Annotated in this window: 14 protein-coding genes and 3 pseudogenes; 4 read left to right on the forward strand and 13 right to left on the reverse strand. The window is 57.1% G+C overall.

Features of this window, described 5'->3' with window-relative positions:
• The 10 genes from AC1D2R_RS31660 to AC1D2R_RS31705 form a co-directional block, all read right to left on the reverse strand.
• On the reverse strand, positions 1-510 hold a 510-nt coding region (locus AC1D2R_RS31660; RefSeq protein WP_477973734.1), incomplete at its 3' end, for a DMT family transporter.
• Between the two features lie 41 nt (positions 511-551).
• Positions 552-1454 carry a LysR substrate-binding domain-containing protein gene (locus AC1D2R_RS31665; protein ID WP_477973736.1) on the reverse strand — a complete coding sequence of 301 codons (903 nt, stop codon included), beginning with the start codon at positions 1452-1454 and terminating at the stop codon, positions 552-554.
• A 68-nt stretch (positions 1455-1522) separates the two neighbouring features.
• Positions 1523-2911 carry an argininosuccinate lyase gene (gene argH / locus AC1D2R_RS31670; RefSeq protein WP_477973738.1) on the reverse strand — a complete coding sequence of 463 codons (1389 nt, stop codon included), beginning with the start codon at positions 2909-2911 and terminating at the stop codon, positions 1523-1525.
• A 43-nt stretch (positions 2912-2954) separates the two neighbouring features.
• Complete coding sequence (locus AC1D2R_RS31675) at positions 2955-4352, reverse strand: MmgE/PrpD family protein (protein ID WP_477973753.1); 1398 nt, start codon at positions 4350-4352, stop codon at positions 2955-2957.
• Complete coding sequence (locus AC1D2R_RS31680) at positions 4306-5202, reverse strand: polysaccharide deacetylase family protein (protein WP_477973755.1); 897 nt, start codon at positions 5200-5202, stop codon at positions 4306-4308. The genes AC1D2R_RS31675 and AC1D2R_RS31680 overlap by 47 nt, the downstream gene beginning before the upstream one ends.
• On the reverse strand, positions 5202-6089 hold the full coding sequence (locus tag AC1D2R_RS31685) for a polysaccharide deacetylase family protein (RefSeq protein ID WP_477973740.1): 888 nt from the start codon (positions 6087-6089) through the stop codon (positions 5202-5204). The genes AC1D2R_RS31680 and AC1D2R_RS31685 overlap by 1 nt, the downstream gene beginning before the upstream one ends.
• A gap of 105 nt (positions 6090-6194) precedes the next feature.
• The gene (locus AC1D2R_RS31690) at positions 6195-7025 is read right to left on the reverse strand and encodes an ABC transporter substrate-binding protein (RefSeq protein WP_477973741.1); all 831 of its coding nucleotides are present in this window, start codon (positions 7023-7025) and stop codon (positions 6195-6197) included.
• A 39-nt stretch (positions 7026-7064) separates the two neighbouring features.
• The gene (locus AC1D2R_RS31695; RefSeq protein WP_477973743.1) at positions 7065-7826 is read right to left on the reverse strand and encodes an amino acid ABC transporter ATP-binding protein; all 762 of its coding nucleotides are present in this window, start codon (positions 7824-7826) and stop codon (positions 7065-7067) included.
• Positions 7826-8713, reverse strand: a complete 888-nt coding sequence (locus AC1D2R_RS31700; RefSeq protein WP_477973745.1) for an amino acid ABC transporter permease — start codon at positions 8711-8713, stop codon at positions 7826-7828. Before AC1D2R_RS31700 ends, AC1D2R_RS31695 begins: the two co-directional genes overlap by 1 nt.
• Positions 8714-9154: 441 nt before the next feature.
• On the reverse strand, positions 9155-10060 hold the full coding sequence (locus tag AC1D2R_RS31705) for a LysR family transcriptional regulator (protein ID WP_477973747.1): 906 nt from the start codon (positions 10058-10060) through the stop codon (positions 9155-9157).
• Between the two features lie 145 nt (positions 10061-10205).
• Between AC1D2R_RS31705 and AC1D2R_RS31710 the strand changes: the two genes are divergently transcribed.
• A complete protein-coding gene (locus AC1D2R_RS31710) occupies positions 10206-10904 on the forward strand; it encodes a type 1 glutamine amidotransferase domain-containing protein (RefSeq protein ID WP_477973748.1) in 699 nt (232 codons plus the stop codon).
• Between the two features lie 152 nt (positions 10905-11056).
• Positions 11057-11382, forward strand: a pseudogene (locus AC1D2R_RS31715) (GlcG/HbpS family heme-binding protein).
• A gap of 375 nt (positions 11383-11757) precedes the next feature.
• Here AC1D2R_RS31715 and AC1D2R_RS31720 read toward each other — a convergent pair.
• Positions 11758-12084, reverse strand: a complete 327-nt coding sequence (locus AC1D2R_RS31720; protein ID WP_477973750.1) for a GYD domain-containing protein — start codon at positions 12082-12084, stop codon at positions 11758-11760.
• A 310-nt stretch (positions 12085-12394) separates the two neighbouring features.
• Here AC1D2R_RS31720 and AC1D2R_RS31725 point away from each other — a divergent pair.
• A pseudogene (locus AC1D2R_RS31725) lies at positions 12395-12538 on the forward strand (Fic family protein); the annotation flags it as partial.
• Here the strand turns inward: AC1D2R_RS31725 and AC1D2R_RS31730 are convergent.
• A pseudogene (locus tag AC1D2R_RS31730) lies at positions 12510-12653 on the reverse strand (IS21 family transposase); the annotation flags it as partial. The pseudogenes AC1D2R_RS31725 and AC1D2R_RS31730 sit on opposite strands and share 29 nt — an antisense overlap.
• Before the next feature lie 417 nt (positions 12654-13070).
• Here AC1D2R_RS31730 and AC1D2R_RS31735 point away from each other — a divergent pair.
• A complete protein-coding gene (locus tag AC1D2R_RS31735; protein WP_477973756.1) occupies positions 13071-14756 on the forward strand; it encodes an arylsulfatase in 1686 nt (561 codons plus the stop codon).
• A gap of 196 nt (positions 14757-14952) precedes the next feature.
• On the opposite strand, the gene AC1D2R_RS31740 is transcribed toward AC1D2R_RS31735, so the two are convergent.
• Positions 14953-15173 (reverse strand): transposase (locus tag AC1D2R_RS31740; RefSeq protein WP_477973752.1); only part of this gene is annotated, 221 nt, incomplete at its 5' end.

Consider the following 15173-nt stretch of genomic DNA (forward strand, 5'->3'; position numbering starts at 1 on the left):
GCGATCAGGCCGAGCCGCGATCAGGCCGAGCCCTATTGCGATCGGCAGCGGCCCTTGGACGGCTTCCCAAGGGTGATGCCGGTTAGATCGCTTACCATAGAGGATGGCAATCATGACCCCAATGGTGACCAGTGCTATTCCGGACAGAGCGATCAACGAGATCGTCTCACCCAGAAAAACCCACCCAAGTACGACGCTCATCGGCGCGTTCATCGCAAACAGCACGCCGGTGCGTCGTGGGCCCAGACGGTTCAGCACGCTATAGAGAATCGTGTCGCCAACAAAGATCCCTATAAGTCCCGAAAGCACCAACGGCGCCCCATTGCCCAAGGATAGTTGCCTCCAGCTGCCGGTCAGCAGGACGTCGATCAACAGGACCAGCGACACGAATATCAGCTTCAGGAAATTGAAACGCATTGCGCCGAAATACCTGGCGGGTTTGGCCGACAATAAGCCTGCAAGCGCCCAGCAGAGTGCGGCGCCAAAAGCTGAAATCTCATAAATTGTCACTGAATGGAAACCTGATTTTCATGTGAAAGGCACTTGGCGTGTCACGGTGCCCCACATGACTGCTTAAGCCAGTCGGCAAAATCCTTGACCTTATGACGGGCATCGCTCCGGGCGGGCCAAAGGGCATAGTATCCGTAGCCACTCTCTACCACGCGTTCGAACGGTGTCACGAGTTCACCGCTCTGCAGCTCTGGACCGGAAAAGGCAAGATCACCGATGGTCACGCCGTAGCCACTGGCTGCAGCGGTCAAGGCAAAATCCTGGGTATCGAATGCCTGATGGCGAGCCGCATTGAATGAGTAGAAGCCCTCCGCCTGTAGCCAGAGTGTCCAATCGCTGTGACGCGGGTTCGAGTGAAGGAGCACGCAGTCCTGAAGTTTTCCGACGGCCGGCGGATCGCCAAGGCCCGGCAATAGTTGTGGGGAACACATCGGTGTCAGTCGCTCACTCAAGAGCAGCAAGACATCCATTCCAGGCCAATTTCCATTGCCATAAGTTATCAACATGTCGATATCGCCAACCGAAAACGTCGGGCGCAGAAACCACGCCGTATCAATGTTGATGTTGAGGGTGCTGTCATGAGCATGGAGATCTGGAAGACGCGGGAGAAACCATCTTCGCGCAAAGGTTGGCGGCATTCGCACGGTCAGAGATCGAACAGTCGAACGCGTCGCCTCGAACGACGCTCTTAAGGAGGCAAGCATCCGGTCGACGATCGGGATCAGCGCCATGCCGCGTTCCGTCAAGGCTACCTTTCGTGTATGTCGTTCGAACAGGCTGCAGCCGAAGTAGTGCTCGAGCTGCTGAACCTGCCTGCTGATCGCGCTTTGACTGAGATTGAGCTCGGACGCCGCAGCCGTGAAGCTTCCCGTCTCGGCAACCACCGAAAACGTCTGAAGCGTTTGAAGCGGCGGCAGCCTGCTTTGATCGAATCTCGGCTCCATGTAACAGCCCCGTCGCAGATTATGAGAAAAGAAGCCTTAAAGCATGCGGGTCGAATGGCAACATGCACTTAGCCGACCGTCAAACGCGCAGCTTTGACTGCTTCGCTGACACGTCGAGGTGCTGTCCCTCCCCTGTGATCGCGGCTCGCAACAGAGCCTTCGACGCTCAAGATATCGAATACATCATTCCTGGCCATCGGTGCCAGAGCTTGGATGTCGGCGTACGAAAGATCCGAAAGCGTCCACAAACCACGATCACGTGCCGCTCCCACGATCGCGGCGACGGCGTGGTGTGCATCGCGAAACGACATTCCTAGACGAACCAGATAGTCGGCAAGGTCGGTGGCCGTCGAAAAACCCATCTTGGCGGCGGCGAGCATTCTGTCACGCTTCGCAACAATCGACGGGATCATTTGAGCGGTCACTCTGACGGCACCTCGCACGGTCTCCAGTGTATCCGTCAGCGGAGGCTTCGATTCCTGCTGATCTTTGTTGAAGGCGAGTGGCTGGCTCTTCATGAGGGAGGCCGCGAAAGCCAGGTTTCCGATGGCACGGGCAGCCTTACCTCTGACGAGTTCGGCCAGATCCGGATTACGCTTCTGAGGCATGATCGAAGAGCCGGTGCAGAACTGGTCGCCAACCTCGATGAAGTCAAACATTGGCGTGCACCACAAGATAACTTCCTCGCTGAAGCGAGACAGGTGGCCCATGATGATGGTGCCCGCGCTGCAAATATCGACGACATAATCCCGGTCCGAAACCGCATCGAGCGAATTGGCAAATGAGGCGGAGAAGCCGAGCTCACAGGCGCTGTATGCAGGATCGATGGGAAATCCGGTTCCAGCAAGGGCAGCAGCTCCAAGCGGCGATACATTAAGGCGCTGGCGCGCTGCCTCGACGCGGTCGAGATCGCGTAAGAACATCTCAACATAGGCCATCAGGTGGTGCCCAAACGTAACGGGTTGGGCCACTTGCAAATGGGTGAACCCTGGCATGATCGCGTCGACATTCTTCTCGGCAAGATCGACGAAAGCGCGGATCAGGGCCTTTAGGTCAAGCGCCAGGAGATCCAACTGCTCGCGTGCATAAAGGCGGATATCCGTCGCCACCTGGTCATTGCGGGACCTGGCTGTGTGGAGCTTCTTTCCGGCAATGCCAATAAGACCAGTCAAACGATTTTCGACATTGGTGTGGACGTCCTCGAGCTCAGTTCTCCAGTCGAACATGCCGGATTGCATTTCCTGGGCAATCAGATCGAGGCCACCCTGGATCTGTCGGTTTTCCTCGGAAGTAATGATGCCGGCGCGAGCAAGCATCGCGGCGTGGACCCTGGAGCCGACGACATCGTGCAGTGCGATGCGCTTGTCCTGGTCCAGGCACTCATGGAAATCCTGGAAGTCCTTCGAGTTGGCTTCCTTGAAAAGGGGCGACCATGTCGCGTCTGTCTGGTTTTTCATCTCATCATTTCTATCTGGAGATCAACGATCTGCCTGCAAGGCACTATTGAAGAATGCGGAGAAGGTCCCGGGCATCGGCCTGGTTCTCCAAGTCGAGAACAAAATCGCGCAGAGCGTCAATCCTCTCGGAAGGCAGGATGCCCGCTACGAGTGCGTCAAACTTGTCTATGATCCGCTCGTCGCTCAGGGGATTTTGAGGGCCTCCCAGCGGAAATTCTACGACTAAGCGATGCCTGTCCCCGCTTCGGGTGATGATCGTGATGGCCGGTTCGTCCTCGTCTTTCATCAACGGATCGACGGTGACCGAAATTCGATCCAGTAGCGGGCGGATTTCAGGGGCGGACCAGGCGCTCTGTTCCAGTTCGGCGAGAAATACCTTGCCGTAGTGAAGTCGCGCAGCCAGAGCATAAGGAAGGCTCATTTGCGCCTGCGCCCGTGCTTCTATCGTCTTGCCGCCGCACATGCCGAACTGGAAGTCACTGATTTCGACTTCAAGACTTTCGATATCGTCTCGTGTCAAACCATGCTGCTGCATCAATATATCCAGCGCGTCGATCCCCGCATGCGTGCCACGGCACGTCGCATGTGGCTTGATCGAGCACCGGTCCAGTCGCCATTGCGCCCCAAAATTGCGTGTGAGTAGCTCGGGGTCGCCTTTCTTTCCTCCGAAGGTTTCGAGGAAGCTGCCCCAGCGTCCCGTTTCAAACACGCTATCAGGGCCCTCAAAACCCTGCTTGGCAAGGTATGCGGCCAGCAAACCGCCCTCTGCAGCTCGACCTGCATGAAGTTTCTTAGCCGAGCTTCCGTTGTGGATGAATGCCCAAGTGCCGCCGGCGAATGAACAAGCGTTGCCCAAAGCGGACGCCATCGCATCTACATCCAGATCCAGGATTGCTCCCACTGCGGCGGCAGCGCCAAACGGGCCGCAGGTACCAGTGGAGTGCCAGCCAAGACCGTTATGCTCTTCATAGCTGCCAACCGCCTCCAGAACCCGCCGGCCAACCTCGTAGCCAAGCAGAATGCTGCGGAGGAGACGGCGTCCATTGAACGACACCCTCTGCTGGCTCAGTGCGGCTATGGCCGCGGGGAGGACAACGGCACCTGAATGATCACATCCGCCGCTGTCGTCGAGTTCGAAAGCGTGTGCTGAGATGCCGTTAATGAAGGCGGCGGTGCGCGGATCAGCGTGTAGCGATTTGCCCCAAATCGCCGATCCTCCGTCTCGAGGACGCACGTCGAAACTATCTAGAACCGCCCTGGTCTCTACGGATGAGGAGCCTGCGAGCGCCGCACCCAGAGTGTCGAGAATATGAAGCTTCGCCTTGTGCACTGTGCGATAGGGGAATGCATCGAATTCCACCGAGCACAATTGCGAGGCAAGAGCGTGCGTCCGGTTACCGCTCATGAGTCTGCTCCTCCTCCACGTAGGTATTGTGGACATTGATTGGGTGGTCTCTCGGCGTGCTCGCGCCGTGTTCGGCATGCCATCGCGCGACCTCGGCCGCAGTCGTCAGCCATACGTCATCGAACTTGCAGATGTGACGCAGCAGGCCGTCGACCAAAGCAATCCTACCAGGGGTTCCGGTCCATTCCGGTCGAAGTTGGATCACATAACATAGGCCGTATTTGCGATAGGCATCGAACTCCGAAATCCAGTTGCGAAGGACTCCCTCGTACGATGGGATTCGCCCCAATCCTTTCGGAAAAGCCGGGGTGAAATTGAACTGGAAGTAGGGGCGATCCTCAAGTTCGATGTGGACGGGGATCTCTACGAGGCCGGATTGATGTTTGTACGGAATGTCGTCGCCATTCAGCGATGCCGACCAGGAAAAGCCTGCCTGCACAAGGAGACGATCAAAGCGCCGGGGCCAGTTGCCAGCCGGCAATCTGAAGCCGGTTGCCGGCTGCGTTGATATCGCATTCACAGCATCACGGCTCTGGCGCAGGATATTCAACGCCTGGGAGGCGTCCAAATCTTCGTATCTCTCGAAATTCCAGCCATGGCTTTCCAGTTCGTGGCCGAACGATACGACATCACGCAAAAGCTGTTCATGTCTTTGAGCGACGACTCCGGGAACAAACCAACTGGCACTGACATCAAAGCTTGCAAAGCTCTTACAAAGACGTTCGATGCCACGGCGGGCGCCGTACTGCCACACCGAAAGACTCTTGCTTCGATTTGCGAGATCAGGTGCTTCTGCAATCGCATCCAAGCCGTCGTCGAATATGACGGAAATGATCGCAGCAGAACTTTTGCCATGAGGCCAAGGGTTTTTTGAAGGCTCGTTCATCACGCCGATGCCTCGGGATTTTGCTCAATCCACCATTTCGCGATCTCAGAGCAGCGAGTTGTCCAGACGCTATTTCCATGCTCGGAGATGGCTCGGAACAGACCTTCGAGAATGCCCAAGCGTCCTGGCTTGGCGCAGACTTTCGGATGCAGGATTGTTGTCCAGCAAAGGCCTTCTCGGTGATAGCCCTCAAACTCGGCGCACCAATTACTCTGTACATCCGCATAGCTCGAAATTCGATCGAGCCCGATTGGAAAGTCTGGGTCTTCGCTATAGGCGAGGGCGGTGTAGTCATCTATATCCCAGCGACCGGGAATCTCGACCAAACCGCGCCCGTGAAGTGTTCTATGAAAATAGGGTCGATCGTCGCCCCGCATTGAACTGGAATAGATCACGCCGAAATCGTGGAGGATCTCGGCAGTTTCTGCTCCCCAGTCGCCGGAAGGTGTGCGAAACCCAATTGGCGTCACGCCCAAGCGCGCCTGAAAAATCGCACGAGAACGCTCCATGATATCGAGCTGCTGCTGTCGGCTGCAATCGATGAAAACTTCGTGATAGTGGCCATGGTAGGCGATCTCATGCGGACCTTTCAGGATGGCTTCGCATTGTGAAGGCCAGTGCTCGACGATCCAGGTCGGCACGAAGAAGGTTGCCGGTAGGTCATAGCTGGCAAGCAGATCCAGCAAACGAGGTAACGCCCGCCACGGGCCATAGGCGCCCTGCGTGAAGTAGCGCGGATTTGACAACAGCGATCCATCGAGCATCGCGTCGCCGGTCGGTCCGTCGACATCAAACGCCAAGGCTACGGCCGACTGCCGACCGTCCGGCCATCGCGGATGATATTCAGGAAAAATACTTGCGGGCGTGCCATACATTTGAGATCGCATTTCATGTTTTAGATGCACGATGGCATTCCGGAGCGCGCCAGCGTCCGGTCCAAAGTTTCTTGCTGGAGGATAGGGAGTGCCGCTCAGGCAACACTCCCAGATCGCTTACTTGACGCCGTTCACGACGGCCTTCGCCACTGCATTGTGAACAAGCCCCCACTTCTTAAGGAGCTCGGCGTAGGTGCCGTCTTTGATGAGATCATCGAGAGCTCCAGCAACGGCATCGCGAAGTGCTGTATTCTCTTTCTTGAAAGCCATGCCGAACACGTCGTTGCTGAGTAGCGGGTCTCCGACCATCGTGTAGGTGCCCGGTTCGATTTTCATCTGGTAGGCAATCGTTTCGATGCCTTGGACGACAGCGTTATAGCGTCCCTGCTTCATCCCGAGGCGCGCAGCGTTTGAATCCTCGGTCCCCTCAAACTTGATGGCGGGTTTGCCCTTGGCTTCGCAGTTGGCCGCACTCCAGTCCTTTACGTTCTCGCCGAACGAAGTGCTGCGGCTGCCTGCAACGGACTTCCCGCAAAGGTCGGTTGCCTGCTTGTATTTGTCGGCGTTGGCGTTGACCGTGAAGAGAATTGGACCGCTGGTCAGGTAATCGACAAAGTCCATGCTGGCCTGACGCTTCGGGTTGTCGCTCATCCCTGAGATGATCATGTCGGCACGGCCGGTCTGAAGGCTGCTCTGCAATTGCTGGAAGGCAGCAGGAACGAATACGGTCTCAAGATTGAGCTTTTTGGCAATTGCATTCGCTAGATCAACGTCGAAGCCGTCGATCACGCCGGTCTCTGGATTGATGTATTCCATAGGCGGATAGATCGGGTTGCTGAGAATGCGGATTTCACCATCCTTGAGCAGGTTTAGGCTGGTCTCTGCAGAGACGTGGGATGCAACTAGGGATAGAAGCACGGCTGGGATGGTCATGTGTATGCGTTTCATTGTTTTCTCCTCCATTGGATAGGCTGTTGTTGAATGGCGTCATAGAACCGCAGAAATGAAGTTCTTCACTCTGGGATTCTTTGGATTGTCCAATAGTTCCGTTCGCGTGCCGCTCTCGACGATCGCACCGCCGTCCATGAATAGAACGCGGTCAGCCACTTCTCTGCAGAAGCCTATCTCGTGGGTCACGACAATCATTGTGGTTCCGGATGCCGCGAGCTCTTTCATGACACCGAGGACCTCACCCACGAGCTCGGGATCCAGGGCGGATGTCGGTTCGTCGAAGAGCATCGCTTTCGGCTTCATGGCTAGCGCTCGAGCGATTGCTATGCGCTGCTGCTGGCCGCCAGATAGCTCGCCCGGATAGGCGTCAGCTTTGTCGGCCAACCCTACTCGCGTGAGAAGGGCACGCGCTTCCGCAACACATTCTTGACGAGGGCGCCTTTGAACTCCGACCGGACCTTCGATGATGTTTTTCAGCACAGTTCTGTGGGGAAACAGATGAAACTTTTGGAAGACCATCCCCACTGCTTGGCGCTGGCGGGCGACCTCATGGTCGGGAAGGGGGAACAAACGGTTTCCGTCACGACGGTATCCGGCGATCTCTCCATCAACCGCGATGTAGCCGGCATCGATCTGCTCGAGCTGGTTTATGCAGCGCAGGAAGGTGCTTTTTCCGGAGCCGGATGGCCCGATGATGCAGACGACCTCACCCTTCTTGATCTCGAACTCGATATCCCTCAAAACATGAAAGTTACCGAAATATTTCTGTAGGCCGCAGGCTTTGATAATCGGGTCCATCAACCTACCTCCTCGACCAAAGCTGGCTTGTTGGCTTTTGTGCCCGTCGATGTCCGCCGGCCCCACCCTTTTGAAAAGTGGCGCTCGATATAGAATTGGATGACGCTGAGGGCCGTGACCACGATCAGATACCAAGCGGTCGCTACGATCAGGAGCTCGATGACGCGTGAGTTCGCGTAGTAAACGTCCTCAACACTTCTTAGTACTTCGGAATATTGAATGACGCTTGCTAGCGACGTCAGCTTCACCATGCCAATCGTTTCATTGCCGATAGGAGGAACGATCACGCGCATTGCCTGCGGGAGAACGATCTTCAGCGTCGCGCGCAGCTTTGTCATGCCAATGGACTGCGCCGCTTCCATCTGACCTTTATCGATCGAAAGGATACCAGCCCTCACCACCTCGGCAGTGTAGGCTCCTTGCTGGATCCCAAGGCCAAGGACCGCAGCCACGAATGGCGTCATTACGGTCACCGTCTGGACCGAAAACCATCCGGGGATGCCGATGTTGGGGAAAATGAGGGCGAGGTTAAACCAAAGCAAAAGCTGCAGGAGTGCTGGCGTGCCGCGGAACAACCAGACATAGCCGATCGAGATGGTGCGCAAGACCGTGTTCTCGGACATTCGCATGACCGCTGCTAGAACGCCAAGTGCAATGCCCAGTATCATGGAGCAGACGGTCATGATGATTGTGTTGGCAACGCCGCCCAGAATCGTGGGAGCGAATAGATTGTCGGACACAACACTCCATGCGATGTCTCCCTGCCAGAAGGCTCTGACGAGCAACAGCAGCAAGACTATGCAGACGCCTGCCAATACCTTTGAGCCGATCCCTCGCGATCGCACGATCACGAGCGATTCCACGTCAAGTGACGGCAGAGTTTTCATTCGTCGCTCCCCGAGCTCTTTTGAGCTTTCATGTTCTCAGTCCATGATGGACGCTTCAGAAATATCCACAAACGACATTCCCGCATGAAATTCATGCGCCTTTTGCATAAATCGCCATGTGAACTGCAACGCCTTCGGTAGATCGAAGCCCCGCGCCGGTGATTGATGAAAAATGATAAGGGACGCAAAAGCGGGACGTTTCAGTGCTGCCGAGCAAGCATTCACAAACTGCGGAGCTCAGCTGGGCTGAGTGGCTGCCGCGATCTCCGCGAGCTTGGCGGCTAACCCGCGCACGCACGATCGGTCATCGGCTGACCAGGGGCTGATATCGTTTTGAGTTTCGCAGGGGGCCCATCATAATTTCCTGACAACGAACTAGATCGCCGATCCGATGCTTTGAAGGGCCTAGCCGAGCCGCCCGCCTCGCCCGGCTTTCAACTGTCACATCGCAGCAACATTTTTTGCAAGTTCGTTGACCACGCCTCTGAGCCACCTGTGTGCTGGGTCATGACGATATCGCACATGCCAGGCCATCTCGACCGGAAATGTTCCTAGATCAACAGGGGCCGGAATAACCTTCAAGCGAGGATCACGCTCGAGACCGCGACAAATCAGGCGAGGGAGCGTCGCGCAATAGTCTGTGACGGCGATCATGTCTGGGACTGAAAGGAAGTGGGTGACGGAAACAGCAACCTCGCGCTTGACGTTCTGCTGTCCCAAGGCCTGGAAAACACCGGCGCGAATTCGCCCGGGTGGCAGGACGTTGACATGCTTCAAGCGCTCGTAAAGCCCACGGGTCAGGTTATCACGAACATCTGGATGGTCTTTCCGCACGATGCAGGCGAGGCCGTCGTCCATCAAATGTTGGACAACGAGGTTATCGGGTGGGTCTATGACCCTTCCGAGCACCATGGCAGTCGTCCCCGAAATCACTCCTGTCTCGGCAAGATCGTTGCCGAAGGGTGTCATACGAAGCTTGATCCCGGGGGCTTCCTCGCGGAGCCTCGACACCAGTGCTGGCATCAAGACTAGCTCCACGTAGCTATTCGGCGCGATTAGGAATAGGCGCTCGGCGCTTGCCGGATCGAAATCCTGCTGGTGGACGACGAGATCGTCGAGCTTCGCCAACGCCGCCTCGATCGTCGGCGCGATCTCCTCGGCAAGCTGTGTCGGCCTAATGCCGTACCGTTCCCGGATAAATAACGGATCTTTCAGCATGTCTCGCAGCCGATTCAGCGAATTCGACAGTGCGGGCTGCGTGATGCCGAGACGACTGGCGGCGCGCGTGACGCTTCGCTCCTCCATGAGGGCCAAGAAGACGGGCAGAAGGTTCAGATCGTATTTCATCCAGATGTAATCACACGTGAATATCTAAAATCCAATAAGTAAATTTCTCAAATATCTCTCCGGATGAGATGATCACTTCATCGAAAGGCCAGCGGGCTGATCGAACTTCAGGCCGACCCGGCCGCCACCATCAAAGGATACGACGATGAAAGTTCTCATGGTACTGACTTCGCATGACACGCTCGGCGACACCGGCCGGAAGACCGGTTTCTGGCTCGAGGAGCTGGCAGCTCCCTATTACGTTTTCAAGGACGCGGGCGCCGAGATCACTCTTGCCTCGCCCAAGGGTGGCCAGCCACCGCTTGACCCGAAGAGCGATGAGCCGATGTTCCAGACCGAGCTGACGGGCCGCTTCAAGGCCGACCCTGAGGCCAATGCGCAGCTCGCCCAGACGGTGCGCCTCGACAGCGTCGACCAGAAGGACTTCGACACGGTCTTCTATCCCGGCGGCCATGGCCCGATGTGGGATCTAGCCGAAGACACAAACTCCATCGCGCTGATCGAATCCTTCAGTGCCGCCGGCAAGACCATCGCGCTGGTCTGCCATGCTCCGGGCGTGCTGCGTCATGTCAAGAATGCCGACGGCACACCGTTCGTCCAGGGTCGCTACGTCACTGGCTTCACCAACACCGAAGAAGAGGGCGTTGGCCTGAGCAATGTCGTGCCCTTTCTGGTCGAAGACGAGTTCATCAGCCAAGGGGCAGTGTTCTCCAAGGTCAAGGACTGGGGCGTCCACACGGTCGTGGATGGCCAGCTCATCACAGGACAGAACCCAGGGTCCTCCGGCGAGGCTGCTGAAGCCCTGCTCACCGCCTTAAGCCAGGCGCGGGACCGGGCAGCCTGAAGATTCAGCATCGTGGACGGCCGCCGAGCAATGCGGCGGTCCACCTGAAAATCCGATGCCGAAATGATCAGCCTCAAACTAACGCTCTCGGTTTCGCACGCGCGAGAGATGATCGTGTCATCAATTTCCACAGCGAATGCGTTGAATGTCGGATGCTCGATCGCAATCATCGGCCCGGACGGCCACTTTCGTTCGAACGCCAGGACGGAGCCATAGCGGCATCGGTTGAACTGGCGATCAACAAGGCGTTCACCGCGCAGATCTTCAATATCAGGACGGACAGACTGAACGTGTTGGCTCAACCGGAAGCGGAGCTGGTCGGGATCCAGCATTCCAATAACGAGTTGTGGTGTTCGGAGGAGGGATCCCAATCCAGTTCCAAGGTCAGGCGATCGGCGCGATCGGTGTAAGCGGCGGCACAGTCGCACAAGACGTTGCGATTGCGAGGCCGGGGCAGGAATTCTGGCCGATATTCTAAAAGGATTATCCCGTTCGCTCAGGTCCATACAGCTAATGGTGTAAGCGCTGCGCATGGCTTCAACCAACAAATTGCGTTAACGGCCCCGACAGGGGCTGCCAGGAACCAATTCTGGAGAGGAAGGTGCGTGCCCTGCATGACGGTTCCCGCAATAAACGGTCGCCGTGAACGGCGACGTCCTGTAAGCGTCTGGCGACTGGCTTGGCGTCCGACAATAAGTGCGAAATGGCTGGACCTCGCGCCATCGCATTTACGACGGGAGGCAGGTAGGAAAGCGGAAGTAGTGGCGGCTGATGGCCTCGTGACTATGGAACACGGGAATAGAGACTCGCATTCCGGGCTTCAATTGAAATCGCTGTCCAGGCGTCCACCGGCTTAAGTCGCCGGTGGACGATACTGAATGGACTTTGCCTTTTCCAAGGCGTCAATCGTCTCCTCAACACTGAGGAGGACAGTGGTCTCGAGAGAGCTGAGCGCGCCCCCTGCACCAATGGCCAGCGCCACAGCGGCCATCGATACGTTGTCTGGAGCCTCCCATAGATTCCACCCGTCATGTTCTCCGAATGCGTACCAGAAGCCATGGAGCTTGCCGCCCACGGATTCTATGTAGGTCCGTGCCGCCTCCCGGCGATCTTCGGGGGTTTCGATCATACGGGCCCACGTCTCTGCCGTGTAGCTAAATCGAGTAAGATACAAGGCCATCGTTTGCGTCCTCCTCTGAACGGCCTAGTTAACGCTCAAGGCGACCGGAACGCGAGTCATTTCAAAACACTGACTGGCGCTTCTTTAGGGAGTAATGCCATCCGCCTGACCTCCATCTCTGAGATTGCCTCGGCGCGAAAGACATGGCTTATCCCGTCGCGAAATCGGCTGGACGACCCTCCAATGCGTCCGACCAATTCGACAGCCTCGACAGCTTTAAGTTTGGCAAATACGGCGTCCAGCCTCTGCCGACAAACGCGATGCGGATGTTCATCCCAATCGCGACGATAAAAAAGATGTTCGACTTAATTTGCGCCTCGGCCGTTTTGTCGAAACAACAGCAGCGAGCGAAACAGTGCGGGCGTTCGTGCCTCCGCCATGGCCGCCCGAGCCATCCATCGATGTGCTTTCGCTATTGGGCGGCTTGCATCGAACAGCATCTCGTGCGTCTGGAGGAGATAGGCCCGGACGATGACGGCGCGGCTGTAGCTCAGCTTCGTACGTGCCACTTGAAGGGTGCGCTCATTGCCGATGATAGCCCTTGTCCCCGACCAGTCGAACTGGAAGGCCGCCGCTCGGATGCCAGAGCCACGAACGTGCCGGGCCCTGCCTTGGGCCAGCGGCTTGCCCGGAGGCGGTTGCTTCCCCACAGGTCGTCTTGGCGGACCGTCGACCGGACGCAGGCTTCGCCATTGGGCTGACCGCGAACCATATCGGGATTCCCTAAAGGGCAATATCTGCTGTCGCTAATACAATGTAGAACGCTGAGGTGGAAGGTGGACGTCCCTCTTTCCGCAAGTCGAGGGGTAGTCTCGCTTACACAGGCGCTTCCGTTTCGAAGTGGTTTATCCACCCTGCCGCGTAGTGTCGCAAACTTACCCCGCCTTTGCTTTGAATTGACTCTAACCAACCTTGGCCATCCACGTGGAGGCCCCTTGAGGGAGGCATTCGAAATGAGACGGACTACGAAGTTCCTTACAGCTGCAATGGCAGTCGCGGGCAGCCTCTTGGCGAGCACGGCGACAATGCATGCGCAGGATACCGCGAAGAAGCCCAACATCCTCTTCATCATGGGCGACGATATCGGCTGGATGCAGCCGGGCATCTATCATCGGGGTTTGATGGTCGGGGAAACGCCGAACATCGACCGCATCGGTGAAGAAGGTGCAATGTTCACGAGCTACTATGCGGAACAGAGCTGCACGGCGGGGAGGAACGCCTTCTTCACCGGAATGCACCCTCTGCGTACGGGTATGATCCCGCCCCAATTGCCGGGAAGTCCGTCCTATCTCAAACCCGGCACGCCGGCGCTCGCATGGTTCCTGCGCGACCTTGGCTACAATACCGGCGAATTCGGCAAGAACCACCTCGGCGATCATACGGACGCCTTGCCGACCGCCCACGGCTTTCATGAGTTCTGGGGCTATCTCTATCATCTCGACGCCATGCAGGGTGTGAGCTTCCCGGATATCAACCGGACGCCGACCGAGCAGACTGTTGCTCCGCCATGCAGAAACACGCCCATCCCGGGCCTTAAGGACGATCCTGCGGCGGTCGACGCGAAAACGACGTTGTGCCTGATGCCTCCGCGGCCGGTGCTGGCCTGCAAATCCTCCGACGGCACCGCCGCCAACCAAAGCTGCAGCGACGAAGGGCCATTGACGCTGGAACGTTCGAAGACGGTGGACGAGGAAATTTCGAGCCACGTCATTGATTTCCTGGATCGCAACGACCCGGAGAAGACCAACAAGCCGTTCTTCGTCTGGTACAATCCCGCCCGCATGCACATCACCACCGTACTTCCGGACAAGTACTTGAATATGGTCGGTGAACCCGGTGGTAAAGACTGGGGCGTCAACGAAGCCGGCATGAAGCAGATGGACGACAACATCGGCTACGTGCTCAAGAAGCTCGAGGATATGGGAGAGCTCGACAATACCATTATCGCGTTCACCACCGACAATGGTGCCGAAACGATCACCTTCCCTGACGGCGGCACCACGCCGTTCAAGGGCGGCAAACTGTCCACATGGGAAGGCGGCATGCGCGCGCCGTTGGTGGTGCGTTGGCCGGGACATATCAAGCCAGGCACGGTGAAGAACGACATCTTCGCCTCCCTCGACTGGCTCCCGACCCTGGTTGACATCGCAGGCGGCCACAAAGGAAATGAATTGAAGGCTGAAATCGAGAAGGGAGCATATCCCGGAATTGCCAAGACCACGCTCGATGGCGTCAATCAGCGGGACTATCTTGAAGGGTCGGAAAAGTCTGCCAGAGATACGTTCTTCTACTATTCCGGCAAGGACCCGTCGGCGGTTCGCTACAAGAACTGGAAGATGTATTTTGCGATGGTATCGGATGCACCCACAGGCTTCCTCGCGGGCGTCCTTCCCTACCATTGGACTCAGGTCGTCAACATCAAGCGTGATCCCTTCGAGACATCAATAGGCGAGCAGATCAAGACCCTGACAGGTATGGGCGGAGCCATCTCTGCTCCGGCCACTGCCTACGTCTACGACTGGAACATGCTGCCCATCGGCCAGGCACTGTGGCTGAAGGAACTCCAGAGCTATATCGAGTACCCACCCATGCAGGACCCGGCCAGCTATAATCTGGAACAGGTCATCCAACAGGTTCAGGCGATGAAGCAACAGCATCACCCAAGCGAATAGCTTGGTCCTGAACCGATGGCGGACGCCGCGGGTCGGCGTCCGCTATCTTTGCATGTCATGAGGCCTGCGGTGAGTCGGTCGTAACTCCTCGCGGCCGAAGCCTGTTCGACGATATGATCGAAGATCTCCTTCGCCACACTTGTATCGTTGAAGCGCCGTCGCCGGCTCTGGCTGAGCGTCTAGAAGCAGATCCTGTTCAATCCGGGTCATATCCAGCAGCCCTGAAGTAGTTTGCGCATTCTGTCGGCGTGAAGCGGGGCATCAATGCGCCGACCGCGTCCCACAAGGCATCGATCTTTCTCTCTGCCCGAGCCCGCAACATGGCCTTCAACTTTGAGAAGGCGTTCTCAATGGGGTTGAAGTCGGGGCTGTAGGGCGGCAGGAACATGAGCTTTGCACCCATGCGCTCGATGGCAT

This window comes from Rhizobium sp. P1_C7, from assembly GCF_056406295.1.

Bases quoted from the DNA above. Each gene is read 5' to 3' on its own strand.
- AC1D2R_RS31665 (WP_477973736.1), bottom strand. From the start codon at position 1,454: ATGGAGCCGAGATTCGATCAAAGCAGGCTGCCGCCGCTTCAAACGCTT.
- argH (WP_477973738.1), bottom strand. From the start codon at position 2,911: ATGAAAAACCAGACAGACGCGACATGGTCGCCCCTTTTCAAGGAAGCC.
- AC1D2R_RS31675 (WP_477973753.1), bottom strand. From the start codon at position 4,352: ATGTCCACAATACCTACGTGGAGGAGGAGCAGACTCATGAGCGGTAAC.
- AC1D2R_RS31680 (WP_477973755.1), bottom strand. From the start codon at position 5,202: ATGAACGAGCCTTCAAAAAACCCTTGGCCTCATGGCAAAAGTTCTGCT.
- AC1D2R_RS31685 (WP_477973740.1), bottom strand. From the start codon at position 6,089: ATGCGATCTCAAATGTATGGCACGCCCGCAAGTATTTTTCCTGAATAT.
- AC1D2R_RS31690 (WP_477973741.1), bottom strand. From the start codon at position 7,025: ATGAAACGCATACACATGACCATCCCAGCCGTGCTTCTATCCCTAGTT.
- AC1D2R_RS31695 (WP_477973743.1), bottom strand. From the start codon at position 7,826: ATGGACCCGATTATCAAAGCCTGCGGCCTACAGAAATATTTCGGTAAC.
- AC1D2R_RS31700 (WP_477973745.1), bottom strand. From the start codon at position 8,713: ATGAAAACTCTGCCGTCACTTGACGTGGAATCGCTCGTGATCGTGCGA.
- AC1D2R_RS31705 (WP_477973747.1), bottom strand. From the start codon at position 10,060: ATGAAATACGATCTGAACCTTCTGCCCGTCTTCTTGGCCCTCATGGAG.
- AC1D2R_RS31710 (WP_477973748.1), top strand. From the start codon at position 10,206: ATGAAAGTTCTCATGGTACTGACTTCGCATGACACGCTCGGCGACACC.
- AC1D2R_RS31720 (WP_477973750.1), bottom strand. From the start codon at position 12,084: ATGGCCTTGTATCTTACTCGATTTAGCTACACGGCAGAGACGTGGGCC.
- AC1D2R_RS31735 (WP_477973756.1), top strand. From the start codon at position 13,071: ATGGCAGTCGCGGGCAGCCTCTTGGCGAGCACGGCGACAATGCATGCG.